This window comes from Siminovitchia terrae (assembly GCF_003605405.2).
GTDB classification, from domain to species: Bacteria; Bacillota; Bacilli; order Bacillales; family Bacillaceae_C; genus Siminovitchia; species Siminovitchia terrae.
The window spans coordinates 407,400-427,719 of sequence record NZ_QYTW02000001.1; the positions used below are offsets into that span (position 1 = coordinate 407,400).

Below are 20,320 nucleotides of genomic sequence, written 5' to 3' on the forward strand. Positions count from 1 at the left end.
TCCCGCTTTCGCTTGTGCAATGGGAGTTTGTATCATTAAGAGTAGCTGCCAAGCTGTTTCTCCATCAACGTGACTTTTTCTTGAAAACCAAGTTTTTGATAAAGATGTTTTGCTTGGTTCCCTTCAAATACATTTAACTGCACCCTTTTAAATCCCTCTTCTTCAAGATGCTTAAAGGCTTCATTGCATAGCTTTTCTGCTATACCCCGCTTACGATATTGAGGAAGAACATAAATTTCCGGAATAACCCCAACAATTTCATCTGTGTGATAGTCAACAGTTTCACCGACACCAATCCAGCCCTGAACTTCGTTATTTTCAATATAAACGAGGTAGAATCCCCCTCCATCCAAAAATGGAGACACCATTTCACTGGCTTTTTCTTTCTTCGGTTTCACATGCCCCATTGTTGCTTCTTTTAATACTTGCAGAGAAAAATCCAATATCTTTTGGGTCTCGCGGTGGGTAGATTTTCTAACGGTCATCCACTATTTCATCTCCATTCTTTCACGGTTTCCCCTTTGGTTTAAGCAGTGAATGTCAAATGAGCCTTGGCGTATTTGCGCCCAGATTTTATCGAGCTCCGCACGATAAATTTCCTCTGAAAATCTGTGACATCTGCCGGAGGCTTTAACTTTATTCAGCCGGGGTTTGAACCCCTACTGAATGGAATACCAATAGGCATTCATCCCACCATTTACAGAAGTGGGAGACTTCTGCTGAATAAAGTTAAACATTCGTCATCCTGGCCCAAATGCCAAACAATCAAGATAGGTGCTTTTCATTTTCAGTCCTGCTTTTTGTTGTAATACTTCATTACAGCCTATTTGAAATCTGTTATATGGTATTCAAAAGGGAGGTTTATGGGAAGTCACCAAATTATTTAATCCGGCTTTATTGGTGAAAATTTTTTTCGCAACTCATATTTAATAAATGCATACTGTATGTTAAATGGTGAGTTAATAAGGGTGGTTGACATGAGCGTGATCAGAACAGATAGATGGCTGGCGGACCTATACGATAACCCTGTTAGAATATGTGAAAAGATAAAAGGACTTTTTGACGGGGCTGATGCCTCTGAAATTTACGATTACTTAACTTTCCATGGAATGTATATTCCTCAAAAAAACGGAAGCATAATAGTGAGGAAGTTAAAGGAAAATAAGGTTTGGGACATTGTACAGAACGAAAAAAAGAACCTTCAAAAGAGATGGAAAGGTCCCAGTATCCCGGTTTTTATTTTTCCGTCAGATACAACTAATGAAATCTTAAACCGAGAATTTCACGGGAAGTCGGGGCTGGCTTTTAAAGATAAATTATTCTTGTTTGTCTCGGAAGAAAATAAAGAGGCGGAAATCAGGTCATTATTTACGCATGAATACAATCATGCTTGCCGCTTATCCAAATATCATAAAGACGAAGAAGAATACGTATTACTTGATACCATTATCTTGGAGGGCCTGGCTGAAAATGCTGTCCGCGAAAGTTTTGGAACGGAATTTATGTCCAACTGGACCTCCTATTATTCAAATGAAGAATTGGAGAAAATGTGGAGAAGACTGGTATACCCAAATAGAAAAGTTTTGAAAGTGAGATCCAAACATCAAGATATATTGTATGGTTTACGCTCTTATCCCAAAATGGCAGGATACTGCGTAGGATATTACCTGGTAAATCAATATATGGAATCAACCGGATTATCTAGCAAAGATTTGCTAAGTATACATTCCGAAATGTTTGCAAGCTTTGCATATAAAAAATAAACAGTTCAACCAGCACAATGCTAGTTGAACCGCCCTCATACAAGGGGTTGGGTACTAATTGAAATACTACCACCACAAGAGTAAAGAAACTCCGGCGATAAAGCCCAGGGCAATACCCCAACCAAAACCCCACAAACCATATCCGAATCCGCCAAAACCGTATCCAAAACCGCCTCTTCTGGGACCTATCGGATCTAAATAAACTTTGCTGGGCGAAACATGCCGAATGATGCCTCTGTGGAACCTCCCATCCCGGGTTCTGATTTCTACAGGTCTCCCCATATGTCTGTTACACATCGAATGAAAGTGTTGAACCGACATTTGATATCTCCCTCCTTTGTCAATGAAGTCTCTAACATCTTATGTGAAAATTTCATAAACATAGAGGATACAAGCACTAAGATAGAAGCGTAAGTATAGCCTCTTTTGGCAAAAAATGAAGGTTTTGGGGTATATTATTGCTAGACGCTCTAGATCGATCAAATGCGCCTTGGCGTATTTGCGCCCAGATTTTATCGAGCTCCGCTCGATAAAATCTGTGGCATCCGTCGGAGGCTTTAACTTTATTCAGTCGGGGTTTGAACCCCTACTGAATGGAATACCAATATGCTTTCATCTCACCACTTACAGAAGTGGGAGATTCTGCTGAATGAAGTTAAATGTTTAATCTCACTTATACCAATTGAAAAGCTCCCGCGTAACATCCAAGCAGCGGGAGCTTTTCATTATTATGCAGTTCCTAATACAACTCCAAGTTCCTTCAAATATTGTCTATATGCAATGCTCACTCGATCTGAAACTAGGGACAGTTCGACTTGCAAATCAAGCGGAAGTTCTTCCGGTTTTTGGTTTTGAACAATCGGTTTATCTTGAGAGAAGATTTCATCCTGGAATGCGGTAATTTCTTCATCAGACAATCCTGTTTCATAATTGAACGATAAAATACCGTAGGCAATGGACGTCTCTTCATCCACAGGACGGACAGTGAGCAAAATGGTCATGAGCGTATCATTTTCACGGTCTCGTTTGGTAAATCGTACGGTGAAAGGACGAAGGATTTCATATGTGTAATACACATATTTTGCCTGGCCGGATCCGTCAGGGTCCGGTTGGAAAATAGCAATTTCATCAGAGTAAATACGACCATCTTTATGGTTTACTTTGTAGTTTTCTATTTCACGATGTGTTTCCGTTCCCAAATAACCTTGATGGACTACGGCCAAATGCCCGACATCAAGGAAGTTTTCAATGATACGCGGCGGCTTGGCCTGCACTTCCTGAGGCCCCCAAATGACATTGCGGAATGCTGTTCCATCCATTTCAGGATATGGAAAAATTTCCGGATGATTTCCAGCAAGATTAACCCAGATGAATCCATATTTCTCTATACAAGCATAGCGGACGGCTTTTGCTTTTTTCGGAATCGGTTTTCCCTCAGGTAACTGTGGAATTTTGACACAGTCGCCGCTCTCATCATATTCCCACGCATGGTATGGGCAAACAAGGCAATCGTTTTTGACCTCTCCCAATGACAAAGCTGCCCCCCGATGGATACAAAGATCTTTGAAAGCATGAACACCTTTGCTATTTCTGAAGATTGCCAGGCGCTCTCCCATTAACATGATCTGAATTGGCTTTTCTTTTACATCTGTTGATCGGCAGGCGACAAGCCAGTCTTCCTGCAGCACTTTATCATGTAACATGTTTCAAGTCCTCCTAAAATGCATATCTTAAAACCTATTTTAATAAAATATCAGAGTTAAACACGAACTAATTGTGTATAAATTGTGTTAATGTTCGTTTCTACCATATACAAGCTGATCATTTTTATATATAATTAGTAATCTAAAATGGAATTTTAGGGAGCGATACAATGGAAAATAAGTCGGAAAGCAGCATCATTATCGGTGTTGACGATAAAGTAAGTTATCCCAAAGCTTTTGTTCTCGGGCTTCAGCACGTACTTGCAATGGATTTATATATAGCACCTATCATCATAGCAGGTCTTCTTTCATTAAGTGCCGAAAACACTTCTTTTTTCGTACAAATGTGCTTTTTGGCAACCGGATTGGCGACATTAATCCAAACAGGAGCCGGAATCAAGCTGCCAGTTGTTCAAGGTCCATCATATGTACCAATCGGTGCAATTGCCGCGATTGGCAGCAAACTAGGACTTGGTGCCATTGCCGGAAGCCTGATTCCCGGCGCCATTATTATGACACTTCTTGGCTATCCATTAAAAGTATTCGCTAAAGCCGTTAAAAAAATTATTCCGCCTCTTGTCGGGGGGACTGTCATTATTATTGTGGGGATTTCCTTGATGCCTACCGGACTAAATAATATTTTCCTAGCAGAAGGAAATATCGGGGATAACGTCATTGTGGCCGCAGTTTCCGCCGGAGTACTCATCGTTTGTATGCTGCTTGGGCGCAGATTAGCGAAGTTGGGAACTTTTTTCAGACTTGTATCCGTCATTGTGGCCATTGTTGTCGGGACCATTACTGCCAGTTTCTTTGGAAATATAGATTTTTCACCGGTAAAAGAGGCAAGCTGGTTTGCACTGCCATCATTCTTTCCATTCGGAAAGCCTATATTTGATATGAACGCCATCATCACAATGGTCCTTGTCTATTTTATTATTTTGATGGAAACAACCGGAACCTGGTTTGTCGTCTCCTCCATTACCGGAAAAGAACTGGATGAACCGCGGCTGAACCGAGCTTCTGTCGGAGAAGGACTCGGCTGCCTTGTCGGTTCTTTGTTCGGAAGCACGCCAATGACTGGATATTCTTCCAACGCAGGTCTTCTCGCGATCACTGGGGTGGCAAGCCGCATGGTTGTCATGGCTAGCGGGCTGATTCTCGTTTGCCTCGGATTGATACCAAAACTCTCAACTACCATCACATGTATTCCGGAGCCTGTCATCAATGGAATCTTTGGCATTGTTTGTGTAGCCATCGTCACGAATGGCATGAAAGTGATCCAGCCGATTAACATCGATGATCGCAATATGATCATTATCGGCGTTCCCATATTACTGACCATCGCTGTGACTGTTTTGCCAAAAGAAGTGTTGACTGCAGTCCCTGACTGGGCCAACTATATCCTTTCATCCGGAATCACTGTCGGAGCGCTTGCAACGGTAATTTTAAACTTATTGATCCCGGACAACAATAAGAACACTGACAAAGAGACGAAAGAAGCGGTTTAACTTTATTCAGCAGAAGTCTCACACTTCTATAAGTGGTGAGATGAATGCCTATTGGAATTCCATTCAGTGGAGGTTCAAATCCCGGCTGAATAAAATTAAAGCCTCCGGCGGATGCCACAGATTTTCAGAGGAAATTTATCGAGCGGAGCTCGATAAATTCTGGGCGCCAAAGCTCATTTGATTCATGATGCCCCCGACATCCATAGCATTTGGATTTCGGGGTTTATTCATATACCCCACTTTTCACATGGGGTCAAGCCGGCTTTCCCCACCATGCAAACTGAATGAACGGTGATTTAACTTCATTCAGCAGAAGTCTCACACTTCTGTAAGTGGTGAGATGAATGGATATTGGTATTCCATTCAGTGGGGGTCAAACCCCGGCTGAATAAAGTTAAAGTCTCCGGAGGATGCCACAGATTTTCAGCGGAGCTCGATAAAATCTGGGCGCAAATACGCCAAGGCGCATTTGATAACGTCTTTACACATATTATTTGGCAAACCTAATTTCATTTTTTTAGTCCCTATACATCGCTTTTTGTCAATTCTTCAATCATCAAAGAAAGCTCCTCCCACCGCTCCATCTTCTGCTCCAATGCGGTTTCGACTTCCTGTTGTCTAGTAAACAGCTCCTGTACTTTTTCGGAATCACTGCCTGCTTCCACTATCTTTTCACCGATCTCCTCAATCTGTTCTTCGAGTCCAGCGATTTCATCTTCGATGACTTCCCATTCCTTTTGATCTTTATAACTGAGCTTCGCAGGCTTTTTACTAGCCGGCTTCTGTTTAACCACGGTTTGCGTTTTACTCACTTCAAGCTTTGGCTCCCCAGAAGCGGAATCTAAGAATTCGCTGTAATTTCCATAAAACTCATCAATGGTACCAGCACCTTTGAAGACAAGCAAACGATCGACAACCCGGTCAAGGAAATAGCGGTCATGCGATACAGCTATGATGACTCCCGGGAAATTTTCTAGATAATCTTCCAATACACCAAGCGTCTGCGTATCCAAATCATTCGTCGGCTCATCCAGAAAGAGCACATTCGGCTCTGTCATTAGTACTTTTAGCAAATAAAGTCTTCGCTTCTCTCCTCCAGAAAGTTTCCGTATATACGTCCATTGGGACGGACGCGAGAAAAGGAACCGCTCCAGCATCTGTTCCGCTGTAATAACTTCCCCGTTCTTCGTATGAATGACGCTTGCTGTGTCTTTAATATAATCAATGACACGTTGATCCCCGTCCAGTTCTTCATCACCTTGAGTATAGTATCCGATTTTTACAGTTTCACCCGTTTCAATTTCTCCGGCATCCGGGCCGATCCGCTTCGCCATAATATTTAAAAGTGTCGTTTTTCCAACACCATTGGGGCCAATGATTCCAATCTTATCGCCAGGCTGGAGCAGATAATCAAAAGAATGGATCAGTGTCCTGCCATCAAGGCTTTTGTCAATTCCCTTCAGCTCAATGACCTTTTTTCCAAGCCTGCTTGTTCCAACCTGGAAAGCTGCTTCTTCTTTTTTTGTATTGAATTTGCGATCCTGCATTTGTTCTATCCGTTCGATTCGAGCCTTTTGTTTCGTAGAACGGGCCTGAGCCCCGCGTCGAAGCCATGCTAACTCTCCCCGCAATGTATTGGCGTGTTTCTGCTGACTTGTCCGCTCCTCCGCTTCACGCTCCGCTTTTTTCTCAAGAAAAAATTCATAATTTCCTTCATACGAATATAACTCTCCATTGTCCAACTCATAGATCCGGTTCGTCACACGGTTGAGGAAATAGCGGTCATGTGTGACAAGCAGCAAGGCACCAGGATAGCTTGCCAAATACTTTTCCAGCCATTCAATTGTAATATTGTCAAGGTGGTTCGTCGGCTCATCAAGGATCAATAGATCTGCAGGCTGAATCAAAGCTTTTGCAATGGCTACCCGCTTTTTCTGACCGCCAGATAATGAACTCACTTTTTGATCAAAATGTCGGATGCCCAGCTTTGATAAGACCGTTTTCGCCTGGGCGCTGGCATCCCACGCCTCCAACTCATCCATTTTCTGCTGCATGGAAAACAGATGCTCCTGCGCCCTTTCACTTTCCGGTTCGAGTTCCAGCTTCTGGAGCGTCTGTTCATATTGGCGCATTGCTTTCATAATTTCCGCTTCTCCATAATAAATTTGCTCTATAACTGTCAGATTAGAGTCAAGCTCGGGATCTTGCGCTAGGTACTCGATCCGGTAATCCTTGGCATGATTGATTTCCCCCTGATCCGGACTCTCAATTCCGGCAACAATTTTTAAAAAGCTTGATTTGCCCGTTCCATTCACGCCGATTAGTCCAATCCGCTCCCGATCACGAATGATACAGTTAATACCTGCAAACAAAACTTTGTCTCCATATGATTTATGTAAATTCTCAATAGTCAGCATTATGCCAGCCCCTTTCAAAAGTTATTCTGCCGACACCCTGCCTGCTTCCAGCTTAAACGGCTTTTCGAGTGCCTAAATATATCAACAGCAATAAAAGTATGATGACGATAAAACCGATAGGAAGCCGTCTTTCACTAATTCCACGAGTCCAGGATTTAACCATTCTTGAGGTAAATATAAACCGATAAAATATAAGATTTATTACATCAGCGAGGCTGTGAATGCAATCATCATGGTAAAGATCCTTCAAACGTTCCATAGTTTATTATAATTCAAATTCGGCGAATCTGCTTCGTGCTGATTTGGAATTATGGGAAGGAGTTGAAAGGACTGTTTATAATAACTGAGGGGAAGCACCTAAAAAAGACTTCCCAAAGCCTTGAGAAATCTTCAACTTTTACTTAAGTTACCGTACCAGCAGACGAGTTTCGCCATTAAAATGCTGATCAGCAAATCCTTCCAGTATTTGGACATGGGCATGCCATAGAAAACGCCCTCCAATTACATATCGTTAAAAAAGTAAAAAAGAGAGGCACCTCAACTATATTAAAATGAGGAACCTCCATTTTGATCAAGACTGACTACTGATTGCGCCTGACTTTTGCTCCTTTTCTTCCTCCCAGCCTTTACATACGTCCACCCATGTGACAGCTAACGAGTACTCATACAACTCCTCACACGAAAGCTCAATGGCTGAATTTGTACTTCCACATGCGGGAAAAACTGTTTCAAAGCGCTTCAGTGAAATATCCAAGTATACTTTTAAATCATTCGCCAACCCAAAAGGGCAAACACCGCCAATAGCATGTCCTGTCTGTTCCAATACCTCATCCGGAGGCAGCATCCGGGCTTTGAAATTAAAAAGATGCCGGAATTTTTTATTGTCGATCTTGGCATCGCCGGCAGCAACAACCAGAATCGCCTGACCTTCCTCACCTCTGAAAGAAAGAGTCTTGGCAATCCGCGCCGGAATGACGCCGATTGTTTCAGCCGCCTGTTCCACAGTGGCGCTGGATGTTTCAAACTCCATTATACGCTCTTCATGATTCCATTTTCTGAAATGAGCTTTGACACTTTCGAGTGACAATTCTTTCACCTTCCTGTTTTTCCTATATTATTTATGATGTGCATCTCTTTCCTAATCCGCTTTCACCATTTTTCATATACGCTCTCTTATTTCTTGCAAGAAGAGGTAGCCCGAATCTATATTCATAGATGCTTATAGACCTTCTTAATAGAAACAACCCCCTCTTTTATTAGAGCGCTTTTTTAAACGAGTAGCAAAAGCGGTCATAATCCATCTTCTCTTCATAAAAACGATGTGCGTCCTCTCGTGATAAAGCCGACTCCAAAGCAACCGTCACACAGCCATGCTCCCTCCCCCACTCATGGACGAATGCGAGCAGGTGCTTTCCATACCCTTTCGAACGGATATCCGGCCTCGTCACAAGCTCATGCACAAATACATGGCGGAAGTAATACATATTGGTGCGAATCTGAATACCAGTGAAAGCAACGATTTCTCCTTCGTCATACATGGCATAAACTCTATATCCATCAGGTTGCATTGCACGCCAAATCTCACGGAAACGTTCTTCATCCAAAAATGGCCGCAAGTCTTTCATGAGCGGAAAAATTTTCACAACTTCTTCTTCTGTACTAAGCTCTTCTATTGTTATCAATTTACCGATTCCTCTCTTTCCTTCCTTCATTTTATCAGAATAGGATCAATCGTTATAAAGTTTTAGAAAAAGAATCCGGAAATCTTTCAAATTTCACATCTATATATTGTATATGTATAGATTTATAATAACAATATATGGTATAATCAACATATCCTATCGCCGTCGGGAGGGACCCTTCCTCTAGCTTTGATCTCCATTTATTTTTGGTTTTCCTGTGTAGCTTTACCAACAACTCCTCAGCTGCACAGATACAAAAACTACTAAGGAGAATTAATATGATGGAGAAAAATACTAACAACAAACGAAAGCAAACTTTGCTAGACGAAATCTACTCACTTAGGAAAGAAATGATGATTTACGGCACTACTAAGGGATTAACTAATAAAAAAACGATTGAATTAAGCCAGAAGCTAGATATTATGTTAAATAAATATCCATTAACGTAATAAAATTTATCACCCTTCCCTCCTGCAATGTCTTTTTGTCCGTCAACATAGGAAGTAACACTTTTGTGTGATTACATCATTTCTCTATTAAAAAATGAGATGCTATGCAGTGTCATCAAAGACTATCAGTCCTGCTATCCCGACCCTAATGTTCATCGAAAAGAGGATGTATCATTTCCAAATTGGATTTTCTGAAAATCTGTGACATCCGCCGGAGGCTTTGACTTTATTCAGCCGGGGTTTGAACCCCTACTGAATGGAATACCAATATGCATTCATCTCACCACTTATAGAAGTGGGAGATTTCTACTGAATGAAGTTTAACAGGGCTGGTTGTTCTCAGTTGTGTAAGAAATAACTCGACATAACGTTTGAATTTCCGGCATCTATGCTTAAAGTTTTTGCATATAGCAAATAAAATCGGGCGATCTGTTTCAAGCTCATTTGGCAGTGTTTTAACTTCTTTTCCAGCTTGGAAATCCCCTTTCTTTACCCCTACTCAACTATTTTGTTTAATATAGCAAGTACGTCTCTAAGCTCTTCTAACTTCACTTTCGAATAATATTTTCTTACAAGCAACTCATCAATATGGTTAAGAAGCTGTAAATATTCTTGCCCCCGAGGACCAAGAGTAATATAAATCTCCCTGCGATTGGATGGGTTCACTTGACGATTGATCATTTTCTTTTCTTCCAATTTCGGGATAACCTGGCTGACCGCGCTTTTTGAAATGTTTAAATAAGCAGCAATGTCATTGGATGTCACCGGCTGATTTCGAATGATATAAACCATCATCATTTCCTGCTGCGGGGTTAGAGCAAAGCTTTCCAATTGCTGAGCTTCTTTTACTTCTTGAGCAACCAATATCTTGAACTGATCAAACGTCTCATAAATTTGTTCAATGACTTTTAAATACTCCTTCATCGACTCACTCCATATTTTTTTCCGAACATTCCTTTTATAGTTTAGTTTATTAAACTTATAAAGCAATCATGCTATATTGTCAATAAGAACCTGATACTTTACTGGCACTGCTAAGAATGGTGCTTCGATATTATTTCCGTTTAATAGCTCCTTCGCAAACTTTCCTCCTTTTCCATCTTTTTTTAAGAAAGGTTCAACAAATCGGCTCATTTTATCAGTGTTTTCATCCGTATCAATGATACATTAATATTACGGAGTTGATCATAATGGCTTTATCTACTAAAAATGATACAGCATTGCTTATGGAAGCAACCAAATTCATTCACACTTGTTACAATGAGCTCAATTTGTCTAAAGAAGAGCAAATAAACCGCATTGAAGAGATACAAGAAGAAATTTCGAATACGGGTACATATACCCATAAAGGCTTTGAATTGACACATGGGGCTAAGATGGCTTGGCGCAACAGCAATCGCTGTATTGGACGCTTACTTTGGCATACACTGGATGTTTTTGATGAGCGAAATACCGTGACTGCCGAAGCAGCCTTTGAGAAGTTGTTAAACCATATTCATTATGCAACAAATGAAGGCAAAATCCGCCCTGCCATTACTATTTTTGCACCACGAAAAGATGGAAAAGACCCGATTAGAATATGGAACCATCAACTAATCCGCTACGCCGGATATGAAAAAGAGGGTAAAGTAATCGGCGACTCAACATCCATTAAGCTCACAAAGATGTGTGAACAACTGGGATGGCGCAGTGATCAAACACCATATGATGTTCTTCCTCTCGTCATCCAAGAAAATGGTAAAGTGCCCAAACTGTTTGAAATCCCAAAAAATTTCGTTAAGGAAGTGGATATTACTCACCCAGATTTGGAGGGGTTCAACCATCTCGGTGTCAGATGGTATGCCGTTCCTATCATTTCTAACATGCGTTTAGAAATAGGCGGCATTGACTATCCAATGGCTCCATTTAACGGATGGTATATGGAGACTGAAATCGGAGCCAGAAATCTGGCTGATCAGGATCGCTATAATTTATTGCCAGAAATCGCAAAGCTGATGGGTTTAGACACAAAATCCAATCTTTCGCTATGGGTCGATAAAGCATTGGTTGAATTAAATATTGCAGTGCTCCATTCTTACCATCAAGCTGGTATAACGCTCGTTGACCATCATACCGCAGCAAAACAATTTAAAAGCTTTGAAAAAAACGAATTGGAGAATGGCAGAGCTGTCACAGGTGATTGGACTTGGCTCATTCCTCCACTATCACCTGCCACAACTCATATTTTCCATCAGTCATATAATCATGACATCATCAGTCCGAATTACTTTTATCAGGACGATCCTGAGGAAAATTGATGCGTCAATGATTTCCAAAGGACACTGTGGGGGTATGCCAATAAATGCAAAAGAAGAGCGTTTTGAACAGGTATTTGTATATGACTGTCGGGATGCTTTTGTATTTAATCATTCATGAGGGATTTCATCTGCTTCAGGCTTATTACCTTGGAATATTTGAGGGCATACGGTTCATTGGCATTCTTGGCGTTGAAATACAAATAACCGAGCCCTTAACAATCGGCGGACTCACTTTGGCATCTTTTTCAGGGTTAAGCAGTCTAGCAACAATGATCATAGGATATCTACTCTATCTACATATGCCGAAGATATTAGGTTTAGAAAATAGAACAATCAAATCAATGCTATATTTTGTTACATTTATTTTTATGCTGGTCGATCCAGTATATATATCGCTGCTTTCTTTAGGTTTTGGCGGTGATATTAATGGCATCTCTCAAGGATTAGGCATTTCCCATATGGTGATTCGGATTTTTTACGGTGTGATTTTTGTTATCAATCTGGTCATCATCGTTAAAAAAGTCTATCCAGCATACGTGAATGATTTTAACAAACAATAGGCCCATTGCCGAAGGATACAAACTTTCTCCGGAATGGGCTTATAAATATTCACTACTATTTACTCTCTAACTTTCTTCCTTGTGAGTAAAGAAAGTATAACTTGTTATGGAAAATTTGATTAAAAGGAAGCTTTTTCTATGTCCAGATAAAGCGCCTAGCCCCTCGAGGTCACAAGGCGCTTTCGCTTTTCTTAGAATCTCCCAATTCTTTCCCCATTCCCTTTAAAAAATTCAGCCCAAACTTTACAGCTCTATTGATATCAGGATCATTTAGTGCCTTCATCAACTGAAAGACGCCTACCTTTTGATCTTCGTTGTCCGCCTCAGCTTCACGCAGACCAGACTTTATACCGTCAGCTAGCTTGGCAGTTACTTCAGGGTCAATCGCAGAAATAGCATTAGATGTATTGATCACATGATTGATCAAATTGGTAAAAGGTTCACGGGACACCTGGGCAAGAGCAATTTTGGCGATGTCCTCCTTGGCTTTTACCATTGCCTGCAGAGCATCCAAGACACCTATATCTTCCAAATCGCCGGTAATTTCGAGAATCTTATTTAGCGCCTGTTCCTGGTCGGCAATCAATGACTGGAGCTCCGCCAATCTTTCCTGGCGGATTTCTTCTTCAGTCAATTTCTTTTTCTTGATCGTCGTAACTGGAATCGCCATTGATCTTACCTCACCTTCTCAACTTCATCTGTTAAATGTACATACCCTTCACGCTTCCACTTTCGATGCACTTCTACACCATTTTGCGGATGACGTTTTTTATTGCGGTGATTCGTACTAGGCATCGGATTTTTTCCTTCTTTCTGGATCACTTCCATCCGAACCATCGTCTGTTTGTACGCTGGTGTATTTGTACGCTGGTCGGTCGCAGGTCCGGTCAAGAAATTAATGGCCGATTCTTTATCAACCGAGTTCATCGGTAAAAACAGCTCTTTGCCTTTGACGCGGCCTGTCACGAGCGCCGGTAGCCTCAATGCACCATATGGAGAAACAAGCCGAACTAAAGAACCGCTCTGCACGCCTCTCTCCTCAGCAAGCTCAGGCGACACTTCTACAAAAATTTCCGGTACCTTTGACTGGATTCCATCTGATTTATTCGTTAAATTTCCTTCATGAAAATGTTCGAGCATTCGCCCGTTATTAATATGCAGATCATATTCTTCAGAGAACTGTACAGGCTCCACCCAATCGGATAGGGCAAAACGCGCTTTTTTATCGGGGAAATTAAAGCCATCCACATACAAAAGCGGCGTGCTCTCCCCTTCCAAGCTCCCCCATAAAAAGCTGTCCCAGCCTTCAATGACACTGTAATCAGCCTGAGCAAATAATGGCGATAAGCTGGCCATCTCTGCAAAAATATCACTTGGGTGGCTGTAATTCCAATCGGCTCCAAGCCGGTTGGCTATCTCTTGAACAATTCGCCAGTCCGCTTTCGCCTGTCCCAGCTCTGGCAGCGCCTGATACAATCGCTGTACCCGTCTTTCCGTATTTGTAAAAGTTCCGTCCTTTTCCAATGAAGGAACCGCTGGCAAAATCACATCAGCATACTGCGCAGTCCTTGAAAAGAAAATATCCTGAACGACAAGAAAATCTAGTTTGGATAGCATATCACTCACATGGTTCGCATTCGAATCAACAAGCGCCATATCCTCTCCGACCACATACATCGCCTTCATTTTACCCTCATCGATGGACTGGAGCATTTGGATATTATCAAGTCCGGGATTGCCTTCGATCTCCACCCCGTATGCTTTTTCAAATTTCTTACGGGCCACATCATCCGTCACATGCTGATAGCCTGGAAGCCATCCCGGAAGAGTTCCCATGTCGCAAGCGCCTTGGACATTGTTGTGTCCCCTGAGTGGATAAGCACCCGCTCCTGGACGGCGATAGTTTCCTGTTGCAAGCAATAAATTCGATATGGCTGCTGAAGTGTCAGAGCCCCCTGTATTTTGAGTGACTCCCATTCCCCAGAGCACACAAGTACCGTCGGCATCACGGACCATCTCAGCCACGCGAATTAGCATTTCTTTTGACACACCCGTGATTTTCTCAGCGTAGTCCAGCGTATATTTTTCAAGAATTTCTTTGAACTCTCCAAAGTGGTGCACGTTTTCATCGATAAAAGCTTGATCATGCCAGCCTTGGTCAATGATATATTTCGTAACCGCCATCAGCCACACTTGGTCAGTTCCTTGTTTTGGACTGATAAAGATATCGGAGCGCTCAGCCATTTCATTTTTTCGCAAGTCGGCAACAATCAACTTCTGTCCATGGAGCTTATGTGCTCGTTTCACCCTTGTTGCAAGAACCGGGTGCCCCTCCGCAGGATTTGCCCCTACAATGATCACCAGCCCGGCTTTCGCGATGTCCTTAATTGTACCTGCATCACCGCCCATACCCACTGTTCGGAACAAGCCGTCTGTTGCAGGCGATTGACAATAGCGCGAACAGTTATCAACATTGTTCGTTCCAAACACTTGGCGAGCCAATTTTTGAATCAAATAGTTTTCCTCGTTTGTAATCTTAGAAGAAGAAATAAATCCCACTCCATTTTTTCCGTGCTTTTCCCTTATGGTGCCGAGATTCTTTGCAACAAGGTCAAGCGCCTCTTCCCATGTCGCTTCAACAAAAGCATCATCCTTACGAATCAGTGGAGTTGTGATCCGTTCTTCACTGTTTACAAAATCCCAGCCGAATTTTCCTTTGACACAGGTAGAAATAGCATTCACTGGAGCTTCGGAGACAGGTTGGATCTTTAGAATCTTACGGTCTTTCGTCCACACTTCATATGAGCAACCGACACCGCAAAATGTACAGACTGTCTTCGTCTTTTTCGTCTTAGTGTCACGCATGGCCGCTTCAACCTCTGACACAGCCAAGATACTGCCGTAATCGGGTTCTACCTCTTTTACCAGATCAATCATCGGAGTGAGTAAATCATTCTCTAATCCGGTCATGAATCCAGCTTCTCCAAGCATTGATTTTTCCATCAGTGCATTGCATGGACATACTGTAACACAATGCCCGCATCCCACACATGACGAGTCATTAATGCTTGATCCTCCATCCCAAAGAACCATAGGGCGCTCTCTTTCCCAGTCGATTGACAGCGTCTCATTCACCTGAAGGTTTTGACATACTTCAACACACTGGCCACAAGCAATACACTGGTTTGGATCATATCGGTAAAAAGGGTGTGAATAGTCAACTTGTTCGACCGGAACTTTTGGTTCATACGGATATTTCTGATGCTCGATTTGCATCAAATCAACAGTGTTATGGATCCTACAGTTCCCGTTATTGTTGTCACATACGGTGCAATAGAGAAGATGGTTTTGAAGAATCCGGTCCATTGCTTCCGTTTGCGCTGCTTTTGCACTTGGCGAGGATAGAGATACGTCCATCCCATGGACTGCCGGCGTCGCACAGGAACGCACAAGACGCCCATCAACCTCCACAATACACGTGTCACACGTTTGAATTGGGTCAACTTCTGGCAGATGGCAAATTTGCGGGTGGGGAATTTGATTTTCATTAATGATTTCAAGAATAGTCTTACCTTCCTGAAAATCATAACTTGATCCGTTAATCTTAATCATCCAATCGTACACCTCCACTTTAATAAATAAAAAATCCACCATGAAAAACACCTGGCCTGCAGGCGCTTTTTTCATGGTGGAATAGTTTTTTAACAGACCTTGCTAAACTACCAATCCAACTCTATGATAATTAATAAATAGTATGGCTGCAGGGCATGCAACAACACCATTTCTTTCTATATAGTATAGTTGTTTTTATGAGAGTAATCAATAAGAGGTGATGATGGGAATGTCAAAAAAGATACACGAATTCAATAATATCATTAGAAAGCTGAGAAAAGATCTGTTTGGTAAAGGACCTGAACGGATCGAGACTACGTTCGTAGATCATATGGCCATTTCCACTCTCTATGGAAACTTAACACCTACTGAAAGGTTTATTGCTGACACCGACGACGGCAAGGAAATGATTCTAATCGCCAGAACGCGCATGATCCAAGATTTATATAAGGAATCCCCGCCGGAAGGCCTGGAAGAACTTGTCGGCGCCAAGCTTGTTCATTTATTTTCCGATTTAAAAGTGGATGAGGACATCGCTGTATCCGTGTTTGTTTTTGACCGAAAAATTTAACGTTTCAGAGATGGTTATAAGAAATGACAAAATGCAAAATCGTTAAGTCAGAAGAAGGGTTTGCGTACTTATGAAGACGATCTCCCTTAAAACGAATAGAATCGTACGCTTCCAAGTGAAATGAATCACCATCCACTTCTACATTTAGTTGACCGGACATTACAGTAACAAATTCCATCACACCAGGCTGGTGCGCTTCCGACACATATTCACCATGGGGATCCAGGTATCCCCGATATAGTTCAAACCCGTGAGAACGAAACAAAGGTTCAGCGATAAACACTTCGTCTGAACTTTTTAATTTTAGCCCATCTGTTGTTCTGGCAACAGCGACATCCGATTCAATGGCCAAGAGTGAAGTGATCGGAATTTCTAAGCCGCTTGCAATTTTCCAGATAACAGACAATGTAGGGTTGGCCTCCCCCTGCTCTATTTTGATCAACGTTAATTTGCTGACACCGACTTGTTTGGCCAAGACCTCTATACTCAATCCCTTGCTCAGCCGGAACTGCCTCAAGTTCGCTCCTATTTTCTTCCCTGCATCTCCAGGATAATCCTTACCCATTTTTTCCCCTCCAACCTTCTTTTTTTATTATATATATATTATAATATACCAAAAGTTAATTTTAATATGCAGAACAATGATTCTAATCAAATGCGCCTTGGCGTATTTGCGCCCAGATTTTATCGAGCTCCGCTCGATAAACTTCCTCTGAAAATCTGTGGCATCCGCCGGAGGCTTGCTTTATTCAGCCGGGGTTTGAACCCTCACTGAATGGAATACCAATAGGCATTCATCTCACCACTTACAGAAGTGGGAGATTTCTGCTGAATAAAGTTAAACAAGGAGGCCTGAAATTTGAGTGAATTTAAGCATACAATCAAAACTGGTTTTATTGAGGCTCTTCCGTTAGCCATCGCCATTGCGGCGTATGGATTGTCTTATGGAGTACTCGCAAACCAAGTCAATTTTAGTATGGCAGCCACTGTGACCATGTCCGCTCTGGTTTTTTCAGGGTCAGTCCAATTGGTGACTGTTGCCATGCTGGCAGCAGGCGCAACAATGCCTAGTGTCCTCTTCACTTCCATCTTATTAAATTTACGAAACCTATTATACGGAGCAGCCCTTGCTGAAGGTCTTGCTCCTGCGAAAAAGAAGTGGAGATGGCTATTATCCTTCGGCGTCTCGGATGAACCTTTTGTCTTGGGAAGTACCAGATTTAAAAAGCATGGGCCAGACCCCCTCTACTTCGGGGTAATCTCCGCCACATTCTATTTGGCCTGGCTCCTTTCTTCCTATTTCGGAGCATTTATCGGTGACCAGATTGACCCTTTGAAGTTTGGCCTCGACTTGGCTTTCCCGGTCACTTTTACAGCCCTGCTCGTTCCTTCGTTAAAAGGGAAACCGATCATCGCCACTGCTGTTACGGCTGCAGTCATTGTGATTTTACTGGAATATCTTTGGCCCGGCAATGATCTAAAGGTTGTCATCACAGGTATTTTAGCACCACTAGCAGGCTTATATGCAGCAAGGAGGACGCACCATGCTTAACTATTGGATACTCATTGGCTTACTAGCCGTCTCCACATTTTTATCAAGGATTATCGGCCTGGAACTCATGGCGGGAAAAGAAATGAACCCGACTTTGCGTCTATACTTCAGTTATGTTCCGATTGCCATTATGACAGCATTGATTATCAATCAAATGTTAACAACGGCGAACGGCTATCCCTCCGTTTCACTGCCTGTCCTTTTGGGGTGCCTCGCAGCGGCCGTCACCATAAAACTATCAAAAATGTTTCTGCCCTCAGTCATTATCGGAATTGTCTCTGGATTGTTAATCCGGTATTTTATTTAAAAGGAGCCCTTATCAAGTTTCGAAACGTGAACGCGAATAAAGAAGACTTAGACGCTCTAACAAATGATGTAATTGGAGACTCTGAGGATAAAAGCAGGATAGAACTCACGGACTGTGAAATCAGTAAAGAAAGAGAAGTTTTTCAAAAACACTGTAATTTTACTACCCGCAATTCAATCAATACAACCCAAGCTTGTATTGATGATGGCGAAAAGTCAGCAATGCACAACCTAATCAAAAATTTAAAAAAGGGACCCATGCAGGATCCCTTTTAAAAGAATAATAGACCGATAGCGATTGGGAAAAAGCTGTATAATAAAATGATGACACAAAATCCCATAATGTCGCGAACTTTAAGCCCGGCTATCGCAAGCAATGGCAACGCCCAGAACGGCTGGATCATATTTGTCCACGCATCCCCCCATGCAACGGCCATCGCCGTCTTGGCTGATTCAACACCTATTTCAATTCCGGCAGGAATCATTATCGGGCCTTGCACGGCCCATTGCCCGCCTCCAGATGGAACGAAAAAGTTCACGATACCAGCACTGATAAATGTAAATAGCGGATAAGTGAATTCAGTTGAAATGCTGACAAACCAGAGGGACATGCTTTCAGATAATCCTGAAGAAACCATCATCCCCATAATCCCCGCGTAGAACGGAAATTGCACGATAATACCGCCAACATTTTTTACTGCATTATTGACGCTTGCTAAAAATCGCCGGGGTGTCCGATGCAGAAGAATGCCAAGGAAAAGCATAATAAAGTTGACTATATTTATATTGAGGCCAAAATCATTATTTATGAAGTAATAAACAATAAAGGCAAGTCCCAGTAAGCTGATTAAGAGCGAAATAATCTGGCTGTTTTCCAATCTGTCTGACGGGGTAAGGTTTTCAACTGAATCAATTTCTTTATCCTCGAACGAATCGGTCTCCCAATTCTTCGCTGGAGTCATTTCCAGATGTCCCCTTGACTTCAGCATCATCCAGTTCAATAAGGGCAGCGTAATAACCAAAATAGCAACGATAAACAGGTTAAAGCCGCTGAACAAAGTCTCTGTTATCGGAATAGTCCCCATCGTTTTTTCCAAAAAGTGATCAGGAGTAGCAATCAGTAAAGGTATCGATCCTGATAACCCCCCATGCCAAACTAAAAAACCGCTGTACGCACTTGCGACTAATAAACGGTAATCCAAGGAGTTAACCCGTTTGGCAACTTGTATTGCCAGCAAAGCACCAACGACAAGGCCGAACCCATAATTAATCAACGAAGCAATTGCCGCAATAAACGTAACCAACATAATTGCTTGCCCAGGCGTGTTGGCAAGGGTACTGATCCTCACTAACCCCTTTTTAACGATTGGCGTGTTTGCTAAAACATAGCCTGTCACAACGATCATTGACATCTGCATCGCAAAAGCAAGCAAATCCCAAAAACCACTTCCCCAATATTCGACCATTTGAACGGGTGTACTGTCTGTAAAAAGGATGCCCATCAATAAGACGACAAGTGTCAAAATAATGGCGAATAAAAAAGCATCCGGTAAAAAACGCCGCACCATTCGGTCGAAAAAGTTAGTGAGTGATTTTAAAATTGTCATCCTCTCCTTTTTCATCACTGTTCTCTACCATATTATTCAGTACAGACGAACGTTATACGTTTATTGAATAGTAGGATGCAATGGAGGAGCGATATATGAAGAGTAAGCCAACCTAAGTTGGTTCGTAAATGCAGTTCAAAGATCAACTGTAAAATATGAAGGTTATCATGGACAATACTGATATTCCGCTAAAACAACTATTTGGATGCCCCACTCAGAGAAACTTTATATGACCTTTATATAAAAAGAAGAAGCCCAGAAAGTGTTGTATGAATCACTTTCAAGGCTTCTCC

The 20,320-nt window shown here is 42.1% G+C and carries 21 protein-coding genes; 10 read left to right on the forward strand and 11 right to left on the reverse strand.

From position 1 onward, the window contains the following. Positions 1-35 precede the first annotated feature (35 nt). Positions 36-485, reverse strand: a complete 450-nt coding sequence (locus tag D5F11_RS01920; RefSeq protein ID WP_120115746.1) for a GNAT family N-acetyltransferase — start codon at positions 483-485, stop codon at positions 36-38. Between the two features lie 492 nt (positions 486-977). On the opposite strand from D5F11_RS01920, the gene D5F11_RS01925 reads away from it, so the two are divergent. Further along, positions 978-1,763 carry a DUF2268 domain-containing putative Zn-dependent protease gene (locus D5F11_RS01925; RefSeq protein WP_120115745.1) on the forward strand — a complete coding sequence of 262 codons (786 nt, stop codon included), beginning with the start codon at positions 978-980 and terminating at the stop codon, positions 1,761-1,763. Between the two features lie 66 nt (positions 1,764-1,829). Here D5F11_RS01925 and D5F11_RS01930 read toward each other — a convergent pair whose 3' ends face one another. Beyond that, a complete protein-coding gene (locus D5F11_RS01930) occupies positions 1,830-2,084 on the reverse strand; it encodes a hypothetical protein (protein ID WP_120115744.1) in 255 nt (84 codons plus the stop codon). A gap of 407 nt (positions 2,085-2,491) precedes the next feature. Next, positions 2,492-3,466 (reverse strand): aromatic ring-hydroxylating dioxygenase subunit alpha, encoded by a 975-nt coding sequence (locus tag D5F11_RS01935; protein WP_120115743.1) that lies wholly within the window; start codon positions 3,464-3,466, stop codon positions 2,492-2,494. Positions 3,467-3,636: 170 nt separating this feature from the next. Here D5F11_RS01935 and D5F11_RS01940 point away from each other — a divergent pair, with 170 nt between their 5' ends. From D5F11_RS01940 to D5F11_RS25810, 3 genes are all read left to right on the forward strand, one after another. Beyond that, positions 3,637-4,974: a uracil-xanthine permease family protein gene (locus tag D5F11_RS01940; protein WP_120115742.1), complete on the forward strand. Its 1,338-nt coding sequence runs from the start codon at positions 3,637-3,639 to the stop codon at positions 4,972-4,974. 40 nt (positions 4,975-5,014) lie between these two features. Continuing rightward, positions 5,015-5,155, forward strand: a complete 141-nt coding sequence (locus D5F11_RS25805; protein ID WP_185830442.1) for a hypothetical protein — start codon at positions 5,015-5,017, stop codon at positions 5,153-5,155. A gap of 170 nt (positions 5,156-5,325) precedes the next feature. Further along, positions 5,326-5,481: a hypothetical protein gene (locus D5F11_RS25810; protein ID WP_185830443.1), complete on the forward strand. Its 156-nt coding sequence runs from the start codon at positions 5,326-5,328 to the stop codon at positions 5,479-5,481. Positions 5,482-5,498: 17 nt separating this feature from the next. Here the strand turns inward: D5F11_RS25810 and D5F11_RS01945 are convergent, their stop codons facing one another. From D5F11_RS01945 to D5F11_RS01955, 3 genes are all read right to left on the reverse strand, one after another. Further along, the gene (locus D5F11_RS01945; protein WP_120115741.1) at positions 5,499-7,391 is read right to left on the reverse strand and encodes an ABC-F family ATP-binding cassette domain-containing protein; all 1,893 of its coding nucleotides are present in this window, start codon (positions 7,389-7,391) and stop codon (positions 5,499-5,501) included. Positions 7,392-7,962: 571 nt separating this feature from the next. Continuing rightward, positions 7,963-8,478, reverse strand: coding sequence for a YbaK/EbsC family protein (locus D5F11_RS01950; protein WP_120115814.1), 516 nt, complete (start codon positions 8,476-8,478; stop codon positions 7,963-7,965). Between the two features lie 169 nt (positions 8,479-8,647). Then, the gene (locus D5F11_RS01955) at positions 8,648-9,073 is read right to left on the reverse strand and encodes a GNAT family N-acetyltransferase (protein WP_244862114.1); all 426 of its coding nucleotides are present in this window, start codon (positions 9,071-9,073) and stop codon (positions 8,648-8,650) included. Between the two features lie 278 nt (positions 9,074-9,351). Between D5F11_RS01955 and D5F11_RS01960 the strand changes: the two genes are divergently transcribed. Further along, a complete protein-coding gene (locus D5F11_RS01960) occupies positions 9,352-9,522 on the forward strand; it encodes an aspartyl-phosphate phosphatase Spo0E family protein (protein WP_244862113.1) in 171 nt (56 codons plus the stop codon). A 495-nt stretch (positions 9,523-10,017) separates the two neighbouring features. On the opposite strand, the gene D5F11_RS01965 is transcribed toward D5F11_RS01960, so the two are convergent. Further along, entirely contained in the window at positions 10,018-10,446 is a 429-nt protein-coding gene (locus D5F11_RS01965) for a MarR family winged helix-turn-helix transcriptional regulator (protein ID WP_120115739.1), read from the reverse strand. Positions 10,447-10,712: 266 nt separating this feature from the next. Between D5F11_RS01965 and D5F11_RS01970 the strand changes: the two genes are divergently transcribed. Both D5F11_RS01970 and D5F11_RS01975 read left to right on the forward strand, forming a co-directional pair. Further along, the gene (locus D5F11_RS01970; RefSeq protein ID WP_120115738.1) at positions 10,713-11,819 is read left to right on the forward strand and encodes a nitric oxide synthase oxygenase; all 1,107 of its coding nucleotides are present in this window, start codon (positions 10,713-10,715) and stop codon (positions 11,817-11,819) included. A 44-nt stretch (positions 11,820-11,863) separates the two neighbouring features. Next, entirely contained in the window at positions 11,864-12,379 is a 516-nt protein-coding gene (locus D5F11_RS01975; RefSeq protein WP_120115737.1) for a hypothetical protein, read from the forward strand. Positions 12,380-12,548: 169 nt separating this feature from the next. Here D5F11_RS01975 and D5F11_RS01980 read toward each other — a convergent pair whose 3' ends face one another. Continuing rightward, complete coding sequence (locus D5F11_RS01980; protein WP_120115736.1) at positions 12,549-13,049, reverse strand: helical membrane plugin domain-containing protein; 501 nt, start codon at positions 13,047-13,049, stop codon at positions 12,549-12,551. 5 nt (positions 13,050-13,054) lie between these two features. Beyond that, positions 13,055-15,991 (reverse strand): formate dehydrogenase subunit alpha, encoded by a 2,937-nt coding sequence (gene fdhF / locus D5F11_RS01985; protein ID WP_120115812.1) that lies wholly within the window; start codon positions 15,989-15,991, stop codon positions 13,055-13,057. Between the two features lie 229 nt (positions 15,992-16,220). On the opposite strand from fdhF, the gene D5F11_RS01990 reads away from it, so the two are divergent. Then, a complete protein-coding gene (locus D5F11_RS01990; RefSeq protein ID WP_120115811.1) occupies positions 16,221-16,562 on the forward strand; it encodes a Na-translocating system protein MpsC family protein in 342 nt (113 codons plus the stop codon). Between the two features lie 4 nt (positions 16,563-16,566). On the opposite strand, the gene D5F11_RS01995 is transcribed toward D5F11_RS01990, so the two are convergent. Beyond that, positions 16,567-17,127, reverse strand: a complete 561-nt coding sequence (locus D5F11_RS01995; RefSeq protein WP_120115735.1) for a helix-turn-helix domain-containing protein — start codon at positions 17,125-17,127, stop codon at positions 16,567-16,569. Between the two features lie 294 nt (positions 17,128-17,421). On the opposite strand from D5F11_RS01995, the gene D5F11_RS02000 reads away from it, so the two are divergent. Together D5F11_RS02000 and D5F11_RS02005 are read left to right on the forward strand one after the other, a co-directional pair. Continuing rightward, the gene (locus tag D5F11_RS02000) at positions 17,422-18,114 is read left to right on the forward strand and encodes an AzlC family ABC transporter permease (protein ID WP_120115734.1); all 693 of its coding nucleotides are present in this window, start codon (positions 17,422-17,424) and stop codon (positions 18,112-18,114) included. Further along, complete coding sequence (locus D5F11_RS02005) at positions 18,107-18,421, forward strand: AzlD domain-containing protein (RefSeq protein ID WP_120115733.1); 315 nt, start codon at positions 18,107-18,109, stop codon at positions 18,419-18,421. Before D5F11_RS02000 ends, D5F11_RS02005 begins: the two co-directional genes overlap by 8 nt. Positions 18,422-18,692: 271 nt before the next feature. On the opposite strand, the gene D5F11_RS02010 is transcribed toward D5F11_RS02005, so the two are convergent. Next, positions 18,693-20,027, reverse strand: coding sequence for a short-chain fatty acid transporter (locus D5F11_RS02010; protein WP_120115810.1), 1,335 nt, complete (start codon positions 20,025-20,027; stop codon positions 18,693-18,695). Between the last annotated feature and the right edge of the window lie 293 nt (positions 20,028-20,320).